This window comes from Bradyrhizobium sp. AS23.2, assembly GCF_001908185.1.
Lineage (GTDB): Bacteria > Pseudomonadota > Alphaproteobacteria > Rhizobiales > Xanthobacteraceae > Bradyrhizobium.
In genome coordinates, this window is sequence record NZ_LGHM01000092.1 from 41,136 (window position 1) to 57,918 (window position 16,783).

Here is a 16,783-nt window from a genome sequence, read left to right on the forward strand (position 1 = left end):
ATGGGTAGTCTGTCAGGCAAGAATGCCGTCGTGACCGGGTCGACCAGTGGCATCGGGCTTGCTTATGCGCGTGCCTTCGCGGGCGCCGGCGCCAATGTCGTCATCAACGGCTTCGGCTCGCCGGAGGACATCGAGAAGGAGCGCTCGAAGATCGAGTCCGACTTCAAGGTGAAAGCGGTCTATTCGCCCGCCGACATGACCAAGCCGGCGGAAATCGCCGAGATGATCGCACTCGGAGAGAAGAGCTTCGGTTCGGTCGACATTCTCGTCAACAATGCCGGCATCCAGTTCGTCTCGCCCATCGAGGAATTCCCGATCGAGAAGTGGGACCAGATCATCGCGATCAACCTGTCATCGGCCTTCCACGCCATTCGCGCTGCTGTCCCCGGCATGAAGAAGAAGGGCTGGGGCCGTATCATCAACACGGCCTCGGCGCACTCGCTGGTCGCCTCGCCCTTCAAGTCGGCCTATGTGTCGGCCAAGCACGGCATCGCGGGCCTGACCAAGACCGTGGCGCTGGAAGTCGCGACCCACAAGATCACCTGCAACTGCATCAGCCCCGGCTATGTCTGGACGCCGCTGGTGGAAAAGCAGATCCCCGACACAATGAAGGCGCGCAACCTGACGCGCGAGCAGGTCATCAACGACGTGCTGCTCGACGCGCAGCCGACCAAGGAGTTCGTCACCTCCGAGCAGGTCGCCGCGCTGGCGCTGTTCCTGTGCGGCGACGATGCCGCGCAGATCACCGGCACCAACCTCTCGATCGACGGCGGCTGGACCGCCGAGTAGGGGCTCGATGCCGTAGGGTGGGCAAAGGCGCGTTAGCGCCGTGCCCACCATCCTTCCGCGATTGAGCAGACATGGTGGGCACGCTCCGCTTTGCCCACCCTACGATTCCGTCGTCCGCCCGAGTCTCAATGGCTCCAGGCCAGAGCGGTGACGATCGCGGATGACAGGTTCAATTCCGCGAACATGATCTTGCCGGCGACCACGACGAGGACGCTGGCGAGCGCCAGGCGCAGCACCGTCTCCGGCACGCGGGTCGCGCTGTAGCTGCCGAGGATGATGCCGGGCAGCGATCCCATCAGCAAAACGCCCATCAGGCCCCAGTCGACCGAGCCGAGCAGCCAGTGTCCGGTCCCGGCCACCAGCGTCAGCGGCACGGCATGGGCGATATCGGAGCCGACGATGGTCGCCATCGGCAGGCGCGGGTAGAGCAGCAGCAGAACGGTGACGCCAACGGCGCCGGCGCCGACCGACGAAATCGAGACCAGTACGCCGAGCACGATGCCGGTGCTGACGGTCGCGATCGCCGTGGTGCGCTCGTCGATGTGCTCCAGTCTTCTGCGGTAACGCTCCAAGATCGACTTGCGGAAGATCAGCGAGATCGCCGTCAGCGTCAGGGCAAAGCACAGCACCAGGTTGACCAGGTCGCGCTCGGCATCGCTTCTGAGATCGAGCTTCCACAACACCAACAACGTCAGGGCGCTTGCCGGAATGCTGCCGCAGGCGAGCCGCAGCACCGCAGGCCAGTGCACGCTGCGCGACCAGCCATGCACGACGCAGCCGCCGGTCTTGGTGGCGGCGGCATAGAGCAGATCGGTGCCGACAGCGGTCGTTGGATGAATGCCGAACAGCAGGATCAGGAGCGGCGTCATCAACGAGCCGCCACCTACGCCGGTCATCCCGACCAGCAGGCCGACGCCGAATCCGGAGGCGACGTAGAGCGGATCAATCATGGTTAGAGAATCTTAGGTTTATCTCGTCAGTTGGGCAATATGACGTAGAATAAATTTTCCCTGAAGTGCAACTACATGGCGCGAATAAGAAAAATAATACCCTTCAACGGGAGCGCGTAGGCATTTCATCCAAACTGCCAATCTCTCGCGAAATGGGCGTTTTGTACCGCCGGCGAGCTGAGGCGGGTCCCAACGGTATCCGCAACCGGTCCATCCAGATGGCGCAGTCATCGGGATGCCGCGTTGTGACGGCTCATTCAGTCCGATGAGTGGCCGTCGGGATGTGTGGCGAATATGGAGAACGTCGATAGTGTCGCCACGAACCCGGTAGAAGATTCGAAATGGGTAACGGACCACCAATGATGCGCGGATTTCCGAACGTTGTGCGACGCTCGGTGCCGAGAACGGTGCGCGCTGAATGCGCGTCGATGACGTCGGCGAGTCGTCGTGCAATGGCTTCTGCGACCGCGGGACTTGCGCTGGTCGTATAGTAGTTCGCGATGTCGCTGAGATCAGAAAGGGCCTGTCGCGAATAAACGAGCTTCATCCGCAACGGAATCTTGCGAAGGCCGCTGTGATCTCGGCTTCGGTCGCGGTCTCGCCGCGATCAATGGCCGCCATGGCCGCATCGATGATCTTTAGCTCTTCCTGGCTAGCCGAATATTCGCCACTGCCAAGTTCGTTTTCAATCTCACTGGCAATAGCGATCAACTCGTTCTGGGCCTCTTCAGGCCAAGATTGAGCGCGGTGGAGGAGATCTCTCAGGTCGGGCGCAGCCATGAGCCAAATTCTAGCAGATAGAAGGTGGCTTACCAACGTCTCTATAGAGGGGATCGGAATTTTCCAAACGCCAGAACGTGCAGGCCCAGCCGCTGCCGCACGATCCCGAACAGCAGCACCGTCTCGAAGGTGAGCGAGATCGAGGTCGCCGCCGCGGCGCCATGGCCGCCGAAGCGCGGCACCAGCGCGATGCAGAGGACCACATTCATCAGGAACGCCAGCGCGTAGGCCAGCGCGCAGATCTTCTGTTGTCCGAGCATGTTGAGCAGACGCTCGACCGGTCCGATCGCGGCGCGCACCACCAGCCCGATCGCGGCGACGAACATGATGTCGTAGCCGACCACGAATTGCGGCCCGAACAGCCAGAGCAGCGGCCTGCCGAGCGCGAGGAGAACGATGGTCGCCGCCAGCGACGGCCAGAACGTCCAGTTGATGGCATGCACCACATAGGCCGACAGGCGCGCCTTGTCACCGAGCGCGTTGTATTCGGCGAAGCGATGCGCTGTCGTCGCCGACATCGCATAGTGGATGAACGAGACCAGCGCGAGCGTCTTCACTACGGCGAAGTAGACGCCGACCTCCTCGGCGGGACGGAATTGCTCAAGCACCAGCACGTCGGTGTAGGAGAGCAGCAGGTAGAAGCTTTCGACCAGCAGGATCGGCAGCGACACGGCAAGCCAGCCGCTGATATCGTAGGCCTTGGGGCCGGGCTCGATATGGTCGGCGAGCTTGCGGTTCAGCGCCACCATCTGGCCGGTCATCGCGATCCACACTGCGCCGGCGCTCGCGACCATCGCGGCCACTGCGCCGAGATGACAGCCGAGCAGGAAAGCGCAGGCCGTGATGCCGATGATCAGCGCCTGGCGGATGATGAATTGCGGCATCAAGCCGAGCTGCATCCAGTCGTGCGAGCGCGCGATGCCGTCCTGGGTGTTGGCGACGACGAAGGCGGGCAGCGTCATGCAGCCGATATAGAGCGGCAATTCCTCGGCCGGATCGATCCATGGCGAGAGAAGTTTGACGATGCCGGCAAGCGCAAGCGATAAGAGCGTGGAGACGGCGAAGGTCAGCCAGCGGCTGCCGGTGAGGAAGCCGCGCAGCAGCCTATGATCGCCGCTGGTGCGGTACTCCGGAATGATCTTCTGTGCGGAGGCCGAGATGCCGAAATCCATCATACTGCCGAGCAGCAGCACCCAGGTCCAGACATAGACATAGACGCCGTAGTCGGACGTGCCCATCCAGCGCGCGAGCAGGACCTGTGAGAAATAGGCAAGACCCGCGCTGATGACGCGGATGATGAAGATGGTGCCGGCAAGCCGTCGCGTCAGCGAAGCCTCGCTCGATCCGCCCGCCAGCTTGCCGCGCAGCCGCGCGATCAACCCGGCCGGTCCGGTCGTTGCGGGTTCAGCATCCATCACGGCCAATTCGAGATCCCCAGGCGTTCCGCATGCTGCGGCAGGCTTCGACCTAGCAACCATTCGTTAAGATACGGTTGGGTCACCGATGTTAGCCTGGGAGGTGTGCGCATGAACGAGCGCGGCCGTCAGGGGCGTATGAGGTCGGCGCTTTGCCCCGGCAGCGAACCTGCAGAGGTCCGAGAAGGGCCAGCGATCATCAGCTGGAAAAAGCAAGCGCCTGGCCGCCTCCATGCTGGCCCACTCAGGACGAGAACCACGGCCCGGCATGAGTCAGGCGGCCCTTTGGGGCCGCCTGACTTAGCCTCAGAGCGGGTGAGCTATTGGCAGAGATGCCGGAGACCGTCAGCACCCTTGAAATAGGTGCCGGGCCTGCAGACGATGCCGTTGCGGGCGGCATACGTATTCCAGTCGCCGTGCCAGGCCATTTCGCCGTACATGGCGTTGGAATTGCCCCAGCCGCCAACGGCAGCGCCGGCCGCCGCGGGCTGGTGATACGCTGCTGCTCGCCGAAGTGATTGCCTATACCGATAGACGGGGGTACTCCCGGTTCCAAGACCCGTGCAGCTGGAGAATTCAGCTTCGCAGGCGTCCGGATTGGAGAGGGCGGCCTGCGCTAGTGCAGCAGGACTGGACAGGGCGGATGCCGCAATCACGACAGCGCCAAGAACTTTTAAATTCATCATGGCTTGCTCCTCGCGGTTGGACGGTAGCGCAAGATGCCCCGTCTGGCAGCAGACTACCGACGTTTGCAAGCCTGACTATGCTACTTCGGCAAAAACGGAACCGCCAGGATTGGGACTGCTCCGGGTCACGAACGGTAATGCTCTGGCTGATCGTAAGATTTCCGCTTGAGCGTCAGACGCTGACGTCTGCGCCTTTTCGAGTATATGTTCTCGTGTGCAATTGTGCACGGGGGCCGGGACGATGGGGGGACATCACTCCAGGTTCGTATTGAACTCGTACGACTTCTCCGGCCCAACCAGCGTGAACTTCAGCGCCGCGCCCTCGGGCTTGGCGCCCGGCGGAAGCCCGTCGAGCTCGAATGAGAAGCGCTTCACACCGGGCGGGCTGTGCTCGACCGGCGCGGGGATCGGCAGCGACCAGTCGGGCGTCGGACCTTCCACGAACAGATTGACGTTGCGGCCATCAGGCACAGCCACGTCGACCACCACATTCTTGGTCCCGTCACGCTTGATGTCGCGGATGGTGAGCGGATTGGGATCACCGATATTGGCGGGCTTTGGCACGGTGTCCAGCGCTGCACGCAGATTTGCGTCCTCGGTGGAAGCCACGCTGTTGAAACCGAGCTCGGCATTGGCGTCGACGGGAATGCAGAGCTTTTCGCACACCGCGTAGTTGATCTCGGCCCGCAGCGTCACCGGCTTGTCGGCGGCCTTGGCGACGATGCGCAAGGGCAGCACGATCTGGTCGTGATAGCCGATCGAATGGCCGCCCGCGCCGTCATCGAACTTCAACGGCGCCGGCCACATCACGGTCACCGCCTCGACATTTTCCGATTTGGAGAAGTCGAACCGCGGTGGAACGCCGGAGTCTCCGGGCGTGCGCCAGTAGGTCTTCCAGCCGGGCTGAAGCTGGAACGCGATACCGCCGAGCAGGACCGCGCCGCTGCGCGATCCCGCGAGCAGCCGCACCGCGGAATGTCCGTCGCGCTGCCATGGCGAAGCGTCGTCGGCACGGGCTTCAAGCGCCAGCAACGACGCAAGCAGGGTTGTCGCGACGCCAATCGCCGCACGCATGGGAACTCTTGTGAGCATGGCACGTCTTTACAGGGTCACCCCAGGGCAAACCATTGAATTGCTTGTGATGGATGCATTTGTATCAAGTCTCTGCAAGCCTTGATTTGACAGCAGCCCGGCCCGATATCAGGATAGGAATTGAAACCGGAGTGCTTTACCGATGGCTCCCGCAGGCAAAAGGACGGGCGAAAGCACCCGCAGGGCAGGCCCCGCGCTCCCCAATTCGGCCGGTTATCTCGACGGCCGGCTCCTGATTGCGATGCCCGTGATGGGCGATTCTCGCTTCGAGCGTTCGGTGATCTATCTCTGCGCCCATTCGGCGGAAGGCGCGATGGGCATCATCGTCAATCATCCGGCCGGCAGCATCGATTTTCCTGAGCTCTTGCAGCAACTCGGCATCATCAAGAAGGGCGAGCACATCAAGTTGCCGGAGAATGCCGAAAGCATGAAGGTGCTGCGCGGCGGCCCGGTCGATACCGGGCGCGGCTTCGTGCTGCATTCCAGCGACTTCTACATCGAGAACGCGACGCTCAGGATCGACGACGGCGTCTGCCTCACGGCAACCGTCGATATCCTGCGGGCGATTGCCAACGGCTCGGGCCCCAAGCACGCCATCCTCGCACTCGGTTACGCCGGCTGGGCACCGGGCCAGCTCGAGACCGAGATCCAGAGCAACGGCTGGCTCCATTGCGACGCGGATGCTGACCTGATCTTCGGCGACGACGTCGACGAAAAATACGCCCGCGCCCTGCGCAAGATTGGCATCGACCCCGGCATGCTCTCGAACGAGGCGGGGCACGCGTAGCTGTCGCAACTCTCTGCGGTGTCGTGCGTCACGTCACGCTCACTGTCATGCCCCGCGGAGGCGGGGCATCCAGTACGCCGCGGCCTATCGGTTCGATCACAGCCGCCTCGGAGTACTGGATTGCCCGGTCAAGCCGGGCGATGACCACCATCTAGAGCCTCAATCCTACTCCGCCGCCTGGTGCTGCACTGTCGGCTCGGTGCCGGCAACCGTCGCGCGGCGCATGTCGCGGGGCTGGGACTGGTCGTAGCGGCGGACGCGGTGCATGGTCTGGCGGTTGTCCCACATCACGAGATCATGCAGCTTCCATTTGTGGACGTAGACGAACTCCGGTTGCGTCGCGTGCTCGTTCAGGTCGCGCAGCAGCAGCCGTCCCTCGGGCACGCTCATGCTCACGACCTTGCCGGCATGCGATGAGAGATACAGTGACTTGCGGCGATGGACAGGATGCGTGCGCACCAGTCGCTGCAGCACCGGCTTGAACATCTGCTTCTCTTCATCGGAGTACTCGGTGAAGCCGAGCGAGCTGCGCGAATACATCAGCGAGTGCTCGCAGACGAGGTCATCGATCTCCGCCTTGGTCTCGGCGTCGAGCGCGTCATAGGCCGCGCGCATGTCGGCGAATTCGGTGTTGCCGCCCTTGGGATTGACCACGCGCGCCGACAGCAGCGAGAATTTTGCGGGGATGGGGCGGAACGAGCTGTCCGAATGCCACAGGCAATTGCCGAGGTTGAACAGATGCGTGCGGCTGTCCTTGGCGAGTGGCTTGCCGTCCTTGCCGATGTTGGAGACGTCGTTGAGGCCTGACTGGAGCCGGTAATCCTTCTCCTTGGTCACGGTGCCGCCGCGTGCATCCTCTCGTTGGCCGAAATTCAGCGCGAAGGCCATCTGCTGTTCGTCGGTGATGTCCTGGTCGTGGAAGACGAGCACCGCATATTTGTCCATGGCGGACTCGATCTCGAGTGCCTCATCCGGTGTGAGAGGCTTTCGCAGGTCGAGGCCCGAAACCTCGCCGACAAAATGCTTCTGAAGCTGCCGGATGGCGATCGTCATGGCGTCTCTCCCCGAAAGACGAGCGGTTGCTCCGCTCTGTCTGTGAAAAAGCTACTCTCGCGTCGGGTGATGTCAACGCTCTGCGCGCATGGCTCTTACGCGTTCCGCGCCATCAGGCCGCCGTCGACTGGGATCACCGCGCCGGTAAGGAAAGAAGCCGCTGGCAGGCACAGGCTCAGCGTCATGTGCGCGACTTCTTCCGGATCGCCGTAGCGGCCGAGTGCAGTGCGGCGTTTGGCATAGATGGTCTTGTGCTCTTCCGAGATCCGGTCGGTGATGGCGGTGCGGATCGGCCCCGGACAGATGCAGTTGACGGTGATGCCTTCGCGGCCGAGCTCCACCGCGAGTGAGCGGGTGAGGCTCGCCACGCCGCCCTTCGCCGCCGAATAGGGGCTATGCAGTGCTGTGGCGCCGAGCGCCTCGGTCGAGGCGATGTTGACGATGCGCGGGGACTTTGACTTGCGCAAATGCGGCAGCGCGGCGCGGATGATGCGCGGATGCGCCGTCAGCATTACCGCGATGCCCCTGGCCCAGGCGTCTTCGTAAGTCTCGTCGTCGATCGCGACGCGCACGGAGATGCCGGCATTGTTGACGACAATGTCGATCCCGCCGAAATGCGTGGCGACGTCGCCAACCACGCGCTTGATCTCGCCGCCGTCAGCGACGTCGAGCTTCCACGCCTTCGCCGAACCGCCGCTCGCCGCGATCTCCTTCGCGACCGCCTTCGCGCCCTGCTCGTCATAATCGGTGACGGCGACGTTCGCGCCTTCCGCTGCAAACACGCGCGCGGTCGCGCGCCCCATGCCGCTCGCCGCGCCGGTGACGAGAACGGTCAGGCCCTTCACGGACCGGCTGAGCTGCTTGAATTCGGACATGCTGTTTCCTCGCGGCGTCTTGTTTGTTGTTATGCGATTGACAAGGCTGGCATCGATCCGCAGACAGGTCAAACAAGCAAAACAAAAGGGGAGGCCGCGATGGCGAACGAGCTCGATTTTTCAGGCAAGCAGGTGCTGGTCGTCGGCGGTTCCAGCGGTATCGGCAACGGCATCGCGCAGGCCTTTCGCGCCAGGGGCGCGCAAGTTGCAGTTTGCGGCACGCGTGCCCAGCCTGCCGAATATTCGGTTGAGGAAGGCTCCGATCTCACGGGTCTTTCCTATGCGCAGCTCGATGTCGGCAATGCCGGCGCGATTGAAGCGTTCAAGCCGACCTTCGACCGGCTCGATATCCTGGTGCTCGCGCAAGGCGCGGTGATCTATCGCCGCGGTGAATTCGAGATGAGCGGCTTCCGCAAGGTCGTCGAGGTCAATCTGATGAGTCTGATGGCGTGCGCGACACGGTTTCATTCCATGTTGCGGGATTCCAAGGGCGCGCTGATCATGGTGTCCTCGACCGCGGCGTATCACTCGACCATGGGCAATCCCGCGTACAACGCCTCGAAGACCGGCGCGGTCGGATTGACGCGCACGCTGGGCGAGGCCTGGGCCGAAGATGGCATCCGCGTCAACGGCATCGCGCCCGGCCTCGTCGATACCAAGATGACGAAGGTGACAACCGACAATCCCAAGCGGCTCGAAGGCGCGCTGGCGCGCATCCCGCTGCGGCGATTGGGCACGCCGGCGGACATGGCGGGCGCGGCCTTGTTCCTGGCCTCGCCGCTCTCGTCCTACATCATCGGCCAGACCCTCGTCGTCGATGGTGGCCTCATTCTTTGAGATCAACATCCCAGGCCAAAGGGAACTGCGCCGCGCCTGATCGGTTACTTGATCAGTTACTTGGGCTGCCCCCCGAGGAGGATCATCATCATGGACACGGATAGGATTGTCGGATCGGCCAAGGAATATGCCGGACGCGCGGAAGGCGCGATCGGAGAGATGGCGGGCGATGCGAACACACAGGCGTCGGGCAAGGCGCGGGAAGCCGCAGGCACGGTGCAGAATCTCTACGGCCAGGCCAAGGATGCCGTACGTGACGCCACCGACACCGCCACGAGCTACGCCAAGGATGTCTACGAGAACAGCGGCGACACCTTCCGCGACGGCTCGCAGGCATTGTCCAGGAAAGTGCGGGACAATCCGCTCGGCGCTCTCTTGGTCGCCGGCGGTATCGGCTTCGCGCTCGCGCTCCTGATGTCGCGGCCTGCACGCCGCCCGCCGCCGCGCTGGCGCTATTACGGCTGAGCAGCCCTGCACGTCATTCCGGGGCGCGCCTCTTGGCGCGAGCCCGGAATCCATTCGTCAGCATCGATGGTGGTGCTATGGATTCTCAGATGCGCAATTGCGCATCATAGTTCGCGCTTCGCGCGCCCCGGAATGACATCTCAAATCAGAGAAACGATTACCGGAACACTTCCGCCGATCGTCCGACATTGCCTGGCGGGCGCAGAATCGCGGGGTTTGGATTCGGGTTGCGCGGCCCTGGCGCCGGCGCCAATTGACGCGGCGGTGGCGACGGAGAGCCGAAGCCGAAGAAATCACGGAATGACGGCGTTGCCTGCGCGGGCTGCTGCGGCTGTAGCTGTACCGGCGGCTTCTTCGGCGCGGGCTTGGGCGGCGCAATCGCGGCGGCCGCACCGGGAGCGGCCGATGCACTGGGATGAGCACCGCCGTCGGGGGGGCGTCGCAGCCATCGGCGTATCGCCCTTGGCCTGCTCGCGGCCGACTTCGCGGCGCGGCCAGGCATAATCGTCGGCACGGCCTGCCGGGGCCGTCAGCGGCTCACCCTTCACCATCGTCTTCGCTGCGAGCGCATCGACGGCCGCCGGACGCGAGCCCGGGCCGCCCAGCAATTGATCGGTCGAAATCGAGGCTGCAACCAGCGGCACGATCGGTCCTGCCAGCGGCCGCGGCGCGGGCTTGCCGGGCTCCGCACTGGTGTCGGGCGTTGCCGGTTCGCTCGGCAGCGCGATCGGGCCGGAGCGTCCGGCGAGCAGGCGCGTGATCTCGCGTTCGACATAGTGCGCGAGTTTGCGCGCGCCGGGCTTGGTGAAATAGACGCCGTCAGCGCTGCGGAGCTGACGGATCTGGCCTTCGAAGTCCGGGCCCTTCTGGAGGAAGCGGCCGGCTTCGTCGACAAAGCCGTCCCAGACATCGACATAGGTGATGCCGGCCTTGCCCGCGCCTTCGCGATAGAGCGAATCCAGGAACAGCATGTCCGCCGTGCCCTTCGGTCCGCGGATCGCGGGCAGGCCGACCCAGAGCACCGGCACGCCCTTGGCCTTGAGGACGTTGGTCAGTTCCTCGATCTTCTTGCTGTAGAGCTCGACCCAGTTGTCGTCGCGGAATTCGTAAAGGCCGTTCGGGTTGCGTGCGGTCCGTTCGGGCGCTGCGGCCGACGGCGCATCGGCGTTGTCAGCGTCGTCCTGGGGCAGGTCGGTATCCGCTGCCGGCTTGTCCTCGGGCTTGGCATCGCCGGGCTTGCCTTGCGGCTTGGCGCGCGCGCCCTTGTCGTTCTTCTTGTCCTTGTCCGAGGCCTTGTCTGACTTGTCGGGCGCAGCCTCGCGGATCGCGACGCGATCGTTGAGGCCGAGCATGACGACGATCACGTCAGGCTTTTCGGTTTCGAGGATGCCCTTCGCCGCGACCGCCCAGTCCGAGGGCTCGCCGCGCGGCTGGTACTTGATCAGGCCCGACGTCGTCTTGTGCTTGCGGATCACGCCCATGTCGGGCTGCTCGGTGTATGCGTCTTCGAGGCCATAGGCGAGCCAGTCGGCCATGGCGTCGCCGATCACCAGCACGTTCTTCTCGGGGATGGTGTCGCGCTTGGCCGGCGCCGGCGCGCGCGAAAAGTCCTGGCGCGGCGCCTGCTGTTGTTGCTGCTGCTGCTGCTGCTGGAACGGTGCAAAGAAATCACCGCCGAACCAGCCGCCGCCACGGTGTGGCTGCGGCGCCGCGCGCTGCGGCGGGCCGCCGAAGCCGCCGAAGCCGGGGAAGTTGAAGAACTGCGCCGAAGCGGGTCCTGCGATCGACACCAGGATCGCAAGCGCCGTCCCCAGCGCGATCAGCGGGCCGGTCTCGGTCAGCGCCTTGAAGAATGATTTCGGCTTCGACATGCGATCTCGGGCGCGCGCAACGGGTCTTGGAATAGGCTCGTTATAATAACGGAATCGGGCCGCAAACGGGCAGATTCTCTTCGCAGATTCCCGGTTCATACACCGGGGATCGGCCACCCCCGTCAAGGCTATCGGCCAAAATCCCGGTTCAGGGTTACTTTCGGGGCGATTTTACCGCCCGCGCAGCCGCTCCAGCACGTCGGAGGAGGCAAATCCGTCCGCGGGCACTCCGATCGAGGCCTGGAAGTTGCGCAGCGCCTCCCGGGTCTGGCCGCCGAATTGGCCGTCCGGGGTGCCCTTGTAGAAGCCGCGTTGGGCCAGGAGTTGCTGGAGTTCCAGCCGCTCGGTGCGCGACAGTTCCCGCTCCTGGCGTGGCCAGGGCTGCACGAAGGGCTGGCCGCCGCGCAGGCGGTCGGCGAAATGGCCGATCGCCATCGCATAGGCTTCGGCCGGGTTGTACTTCATGATGACGCGAAAATTCTGCAGCATCAGGAAGCCCGGTCCCTGCGCGCCGGCCGGCGCGAGCAAATAGGCTTTCTCAGCCGGGTGCGGGAAGGGCTGGTTGGTCGGGCGCTTGAGCCCGAGCTTCTCCCATTGCGCGATCGTCATCGCCTTGGCGCGATCGGCCAGCATGTAGTTGAAGCCCTGGGGCACCACGACCTCGTAGCCCCAGGTCTGGCCGCTCTGCCAGCCGTCCTTCTTCAGATTGTTGGCGGTGGAGGCGATCAGGTCGGTCGGATTGTCGACGACGTCACGCCGTCCGTCGCCATCGCCGTCCACGGCAAAGCGCTTGAAGGCGGTCGGCATGAACTGCGTCGGGCCGAAGGCGCCGGCCCAGGAGCCGCGCATCTGCTCAGGGCGCAGATCACCGCGGTTGAGGATCTCCAGCGCCGAGAGGAATTCGTCCTTGAAATAGGCCTGGCGGCGGCCGATGCAGGCGAGCGTCGCGGTGGATTGCAGCACGCTGCGGTCGCCCATCTGCGTCGAGTAATTGGACTCGATGCCCCAGATCGCGGCGATGATGTAACGGTCGACGCCATAGGCCTTTTCGGTGGCGTCGAACTGCGCCTTGTATCTGGCGAGGACTTCCTTGCCCTTGGCGAGGCGGTTGTCGTTCACGAGGATGTCGAGATAGTCCCAGATCGACTTGGAGAATTCCGGCTGCGAATCCATCAGGTCCATGATGCGCAGGTCGGGCGCGAGGCCTGCGGTGAAGCGCTGAAAGTTGTCCTGCGTGATGTTGCGGCGTGCGGCATCGGGCCACATCCCCGCGACGCAATTGTTGAAATTGCCCGCTGCCTCGCGGATCGCCGCCGCCGCCATCAGCGGGTGGCCGGAGGCGCCGTCCTCGCCGCTCCAGGGTTGAGCTCCCGTCTGGGCGCCGCCGGGTGCCGGTTGCGAGGGCGCCGGATTCGGGCCGGAGAAAATACCGCCGAACAGGTTCGACAGGCCGTTCTGCGCCTGGGCGTGCGCGCAAGCCGGCAGCAGCAAGGCGGCCGCAATCATCGTTGCGCTGGCCACGAATCCAGCACGTCTTGCCAGCCCTGCCTCTGATTGCATCGTATCCCACCTGTCCGGCCGAAAATCCGCCTTCAGGAGGCCCGGCTACGGTTGCCAATAGCTTAACAAACGTGAAATTTTGGTGGCGGCCTTTTTCTTAACTCTGCGCTGGCGAGGCCCCACATCCGCCTTTGTTAGCGGCTGCAAACAGGCTAGCAAGATGCCATTGCTCCCTTCACGTGTGTCCTCAGGTATTCGATCAATCACATGAAAATTCGCAAAGCCGTATTCCCCGTCGCCGGCCTCGGCACCCGTGTCCTGCCCGCCACCAAGGCGATGCCGAAGGAAATGCTGACCATCGTCGACAAGCCGCTGATCCAGTACGTCTATGACGAGGCCAGGGAAGCCGGTATCGAGCACTTCATCTTCGTCACCGGCCGCAACAAAAATGTCATCGAAGATCATTTCGACAAGATGTTCGAGCTCGACGCGACGCTCGCTGCGCGCGGCAAGAAGGCCGAGCAGGAGATCCTGGCGCAGAACCAGCCCGAAGCCGGCGCCGTCAGCTTCACCCGCCAGCAGGCACCGCTGGGCCTTGGCCACGCGGTCTGGTGCGCGCGCGACATCGTCGGCAACGAGCCGTTCGCGGTCGTGCTGCCCGACGAGCTCGTGCTCAACACGCCCGGCTGCCTGAAGCAGATGATCGAGACGGCGGCCTCGCTCGGCGAGAAATCCAATCTGATCGCGGTCGAGGCGGTGCCCGACCATTTGACCCATCAATACGGCATCTGCGGCGTCGGCAAGCGCACCGGCAAGATGTTCGAGGTCGATGGCATGGTCGAGAAGCCGGCCAAAGGCACCGCGCCTTCCAACCTCTCCATCACCGGCCGCTACATCCTCCAGCCGGAGATCTTCAAGATCCTGGAGACCCAGGAGCGCGGCGCCGGCGGTGAGATCCAGCTCACCGACGCCATGATCGGCCTCGCCAAGTCGCAGAAATTCTACGGCGTCGAGTTCGAGGGCGAGCGCCATGATTGCGGCTCCAAGCCCGGCTTCCTCCGCGCCAACATCGCCTACGGCCTCAAGCGGCCCGAGCTGCGTGACGGGCTGATCGCGGAAATGAAGAAGTATCTCGGGCAGTAGGCTGAGCGCTACGCCTCCTCGTCATTGCGAGGAGCGAAGCGACGAAGCAATCCAGACTGCTTCCGTGGAGGAAGTCTGGATTGCTTCGCTTCGCTCGCAATGACGGCGGTGAGTAGCGGGCCTCACGCCGCCAGCGACAGCTTCGGAAGGCTTGCGACCACGGACTGGTTACGCCCGCCGGCTTTCGCCGCATAGAGCGCCTTGTCGGCGGCGGCGACCAGGATCGACCAATCCATACCGGCGGCGGGAACGAGGCTGGCGATGCCGCAGGAGACGGTTGACGTCGCCTGGTCATCGGACCAGCCCTGCACCTTGCCGCGGATCGTCTCCGCGATCTTGAAGGCGTCGGTGGCCGAAATGTTCGGCAGCAGCACCGCGAATTCCTCGCCGCCATAGCGCGCGGCGCAGTCGCCGGCCCGCCGCACCGAGTCGGAAATGCAGATGGCGATGCCGACCAGCACCTGGTCGCCCGCCTGGTGGCCGAACGTGTCGTTGTAGGCCTTGAAGTGATCGGCATCGATCATCAGCAGCGCGACCGGCGCCTTCTGGCGCATCGCGCGCCGCCATTCACCGTCGATGACCTGATCGAACTTGCGGCGGTTCTTCAGGCCGGTGAGCGCGTCCGTCGTCGCCATCTCCTCGAGCTTGTTTTCGGCTTCGGCGCGCCGGGCCATCTCGCGGGCGAGCAGGATGGCCGAGCCCAAGACGAACAGCGCGAGCACCAGCACCACGGCGCCGATGCGAAGCGCCTCCCTCTGCCAGAGCGCGAACACGGCGGTCAGGGGCTTGCCCGCCACCACGAACAGCCGCCCGCTATCGCCACTGCGCGCATAGAGCCGCGGCGTCGAATCGACCGGGCCCTCGCCTGAATAGGATGCGCCGACCCGGAGATTGTCGGCCTTCCAGGCCCGGCGGTCATTCAGGTTCGTGCCGATGATGTCGAGATCGAACGGCCGCCGCATCATGATGGTGCGGTCGCTCCTCAGCACGGTGATGGTGTCCTCGGGATCGAGGCTCAGGCGCTCGAACAATTCGTGGAAATAGCTGAAGCGGATCGAGCCGGCGACGACCCCCATGAAGCCGCCGTCGGTATCGTTGATGCGCCGACTGAGCACGATGGAATAGGCGCCGCGGAACAGCATGGGACGGCTGATGAAGAGCCCGGCGGCGCCGGGATTGTCGCGATGAACCGTGAAGTAGTCCTCGCTGCCGCGATTTTGAGGAACCGGGTCGAGCGTGGAGGCATCGATCGTCAGATTGCCGTCGGCGTCGAACACCTGGATGGCGCCGAAATGTTTTGCGGTCGTGGCGTGATCGAACAGGATGAGCTGGCGGATCGACTTGGAGACCGTGTTGATCTCGGGCAGCAGCATGTTGCTGGCGACGGCCTTCAGGGACAGGTCGTAGATATCGATGTTGCGGCTGATGTCGGCGTCGATGGAGGTGGCGAGGTTTTCCAGCGTCTGGCGGGCAAGGGCCTTCTCGCCGCGGCGCATGTCGAGCATGACGTTGACGCAAATGGCGGAAAAGCCGATCACCGTCACGACGGACGAGACGATCAGCAGCTTCGCCGAAATGCGCCACGGCCTGCCGGCCGTGGCTTCGCGCCATCCAGACAGCATCGGTTACCCCCGATCTTAGTGGATGCGCCCGAAATCTTGCGTAGTGTTTAAGCCGGGACGGCGCCGCCGCAATGAGTTAAGAGATGGTTTATAAGGCTCACGGTTTTGAGCAGACCTCATTTGCGCAAATTTGGGTTTCGAACGAGAGGACGACGGTGAACGACTACGACGCGTTGCGCGACTATCTGATGCGGCAGAAGCAGGCGGAATTCGTGCTGAGCTTTGAGCAGATCGAGGAGATTATCGGCGCGGCGCTGCCGCGTGCGGCGAATCGTGCCTCGTGGTGGGACAGCCTGCGCAGCCCCGACATCCAGATGCCGCAGCGCGAAGCCTGCCTCGCCGCGGGCTTTGTCGCAACGCGGATGCCGGACGGCCAGAGCGTGCGGTTCAGAAAGCAGAAGTCTCAGAAGAGGTGAGATCGCGCCGCATGATCCTGCGCTGGCTGAGAGGGATCTTTGGCGCGGCCCTGATTGTATCAGGCGTGCTGTTCGCGCTCGCCTTCGAGGCCCGCTACTGGCGCTGGCGCGACTGCTTCAACGAGCTCGGCCGCTGCTACGATCCGGTCTCGCAGGACGTCTATCTCGAGCAGGCCGGATTGGTCTGGGGAAGCCTCGCGGCGTTGTCGCTGCTGGCAGGGCTTGGTTTGGTTGCGGGCCTGCGGCGGAGGCAGAGCTAGATCAGTCGACGTTCCCTTCCTTCTCCCACAAGGGGCAGGGCAATCACATATGAGGCGAGTGTTGAAGGCACGAAAGCTCCTCAGCGTCATGGCCGGGCTTGTCCCGGCCATCAACGTCTTGCCCCACTACAAAGAACGTGGATGCCCGGGACAAGCCCACGGCTGTCCGGTTGAGCCATCAGCATAGGCTGAGGCTCAACTGTGACTGATCTTGAGGGATGGATTTCGGCTCGATCAGGGTT

General features: G+C 63.8%; 16 protein-coding genes and 1 pseudogene. 7 read left to right on the forward strand and 10 right to left on the reverse strand.

Features of this window, described 5'->3' with window-relative positions; translation table 11 throughout:
• Positions 1 to 789 (forward strand): 3-hydroxybutyrate dehydrogenase, encoded by a 789-nt coding sequence (locus AC630_RS20330; RefSeq protein WP_074120248.1) that lies wholly within the window; start codon positions 1 to 3, stop codon positions 787 to 789.
• Positions 790 to 914: 125 nt separating this feature from the next.
• Here the strand turns inward: AC630_RS20330 and AC630_RS20335 are convergent, their stop codons facing one another.
• The 5 genes from AC630_RS20335 to AC630_RS20355 form a co-directional block, all read right to left on the reverse strand.
• Positions 915 to 1,739: a sulfite exporter TauE/SafE family protein gene (locus AC630_RS20335; protein ID WP_074120249.1), complete on the reverse strand. Its 825-nt coding sequence runs from the start codon at positions 1,737 to 1,739 to the stop codon at positions 915 to 917.
• Between the two features lie 543 nt (positions 1,740 to 2,282).
• Positions 2,283 to 2,519 (reverse strand): hypothetical protein, encoded by a 237-nt coding sequence (locus AC630_RS20340; RefSeq protein ID WP_074120250.1) that lies wholly within the window; start codon positions 2,517 to 2,519, stop codon positions 2,283 to 2,285.
• Between the two features lie 41 nt (positions 2,520 to 2,560).
• Positions 2,561 to 3,943, reverse strand: a complete 1,383-nt coding sequence (locus AC630_RS20345; protein ID WP_074120251.1) for an oligosaccharide flippase family protein — start codon at positions 3,941 to 3,943, stop codon at positions 2,561 to 2,563.
• A 311-nt stretch (positions 3,944 to 4,254) separates the two neighbouring features.
• Complete coding sequence (locus AC630_RS20350; RefSeq protein ID WP_074120252.1) at positions 4,255 to 4,620, reverse strand: hypothetical protein; 366 nt, start codon at positions 4,618 to 4,620, stop codon at positions 4,255 to 4,257.
• A gap of 252 nt (positions 4,621 to 4,872) precedes the next feature.
• Positions 4,873 to 5,712 carry a protein-disulfide reductase DsbD domain-containing protein gene (locus AC630_RS20355; RefSeq protein ID WP_074120253.1) on the reverse strand — a complete coding sequence of 280 codons (840 nt, stop codon included), beginning with the start codon at positions 5,710 to 5,712 and terminating at the stop codon, positions 4,873 to 4,875.
• Between the two features lie 142 nt (positions 5,713 to 5,854).
• Between AC630_RS20355 and AC630_RS20360 the strand changes: the two genes are divergently transcribed.
• The gene (locus AC630_RS20360; protein WP_074120254.1) at positions 5,855 to 6,499 is read left to right on the forward strand and encodes a YqgE/AlgH family protein; all 645 of its coding nucleotides are present in this window, start codon (positions 5,855 to 5,857) and stop codon (positions 6,497 to 6,499) included.
• A 165-nt stretch (positions 6,500 to 6,664) separates the two neighbouring features.
• Here AC630_RS20360 and AC630_RS20370 read toward each other — a convergent pair whose 3' ends face one another.
• Both AC630_RS20370 and AC630_RS20375 read right to left on the reverse strand, forming a co-directional pair.
• Positions 6,665 to 7,552 (reverse strand): TauD/TfdA dioxygenase family protein, encoded by an 888-nt coding sequence (locus AC630_RS20370; RefSeq protein ID WP_074120256.1) that lies wholly within the window; start codon positions 7,550 to 7,552, stop codon positions 6,665 to 6,667.
• 95 nt (positions 7,553 to 7,647) lie between these two features.
• Positions 7,648 to 8,427: an SDR family NAD(P)-dependent oxidoreductase gene (locus AC630_RS20375; protein WP_074120257.1), complete on the reverse strand. Its 780-nt coding sequence runs from the start codon at positions 8,425 to 8,427 to the stop codon at positions 7,648 to 7,650.
• A 99-nt stretch (positions 8,428 to 8,526) separates the two neighbouring features.
• Between AC630_RS20375 and AC630_RS20380 the strand changes: the two genes are divergently transcribed.
• Entirely contained in the window at positions 8,527 to 9,264 is a 738-nt protein-coding gene (locus AC630_RS20380) for an SDR family NAD(P)-dependent oxidoreductase (RefSeq protein WP_074120258.1), read from the forward strand.
• A 90-nt stretch (positions 9,265 to 9,354) separates the two neighbouring features.
• Positions 9,355 to 9,729: a CsbD family protein gene (locus AC630_RS20385; protein WP_074120259.1), complete on the forward strand. Its 375-nt coding sequence runs from the start codon at positions 9,355 to 9,357 to the stop codon at positions 9,727 to 9,729.
• A gap of 157 nt (positions 9,730 to 9,886) precedes the next feature.
• Here the strand turns inward: AC630_RS20385 and AC630_RS20390 are convergent.
• Both AC630_RS20390 and AC630_RS20395 read right to left on the reverse strand, forming a co-directional pair.
• Positions 9,887 to 11,600: pseudogene (locus AC630_RS20390) on the reverse strand (SGNH/GDSL hydrolase family protein).
• A gap of 171 nt (positions 11,601 to 11,771) precedes the next feature.
• Positions 11,772 to 13,160, reverse strand: coding sequence for a lytic murein transglycosylase (locus AC630_RS20395; protein ID WP_074120260.1), 1,389 nt, complete (start codon positions 13,158 to 13,160; stop codon positions 11,772 to 11,774).
• A 207-nt stretch (positions 13,161 to 13,367) separates the two neighbouring features.
• Between AC630_RS20395 and AC630_RS20400 the strand changes: the two genes are divergently transcribed.
• Positions 13,368 to 14,243, forward strand: coding sequence for a UTP--glucose-1-phosphate uridylyltransferase (locus tag AC630_RS20400; RefSeq protein ID WP_074120261.1), 876 nt, complete (start codon positions 13,368 to 13,370; stop codon positions 14,241 to 14,243).
• 122 nt (positions 14,244 to 14,365) lie between these two features.
• Here AC630_RS20400 and AC630_RS20405 read toward each other — a convergent pair whose 3' ends face one another.
• Entirely contained in the window at positions 14,366 to 15,865 is a 1,500-nt protein-coding gene (locus tag AC630_RS20405) for a sensor domain-containing diguanylate cyclase (RefSeq protein ID WP_074120262.1), read from the reverse strand.
• A 155-nt stretch (positions 15,866 to 16,020) separates the two neighbouring features.
• On the opposite strand from AC630_RS20405, the gene AC630_RS20410 reads away from it, so the two are divergent.
• Entirely contained in the window at positions 16,021 to 16,281 is a 261-nt protein-coding gene (locus tag AC630_RS20410) for a DUF7662 domain-containing protein (RefSeq protein WP_074120263.1), read from the forward strand.
• Complete coding sequence (locus AC630_RS20415) at positions 16,278 to 16,541, forward strand: hypothetical protein (protein WP_167561248.1); 264 nt, start codon at positions 16,278 to 16,280, stop codon at positions 16,539 to 16,541. Before AC630_RS20410 ends, AC630_RS20415 begins: the two co-directional genes overlap by 4 nt.
• Positions 16,542 to 16,783 lie beyond the last annotated feature (242 nt).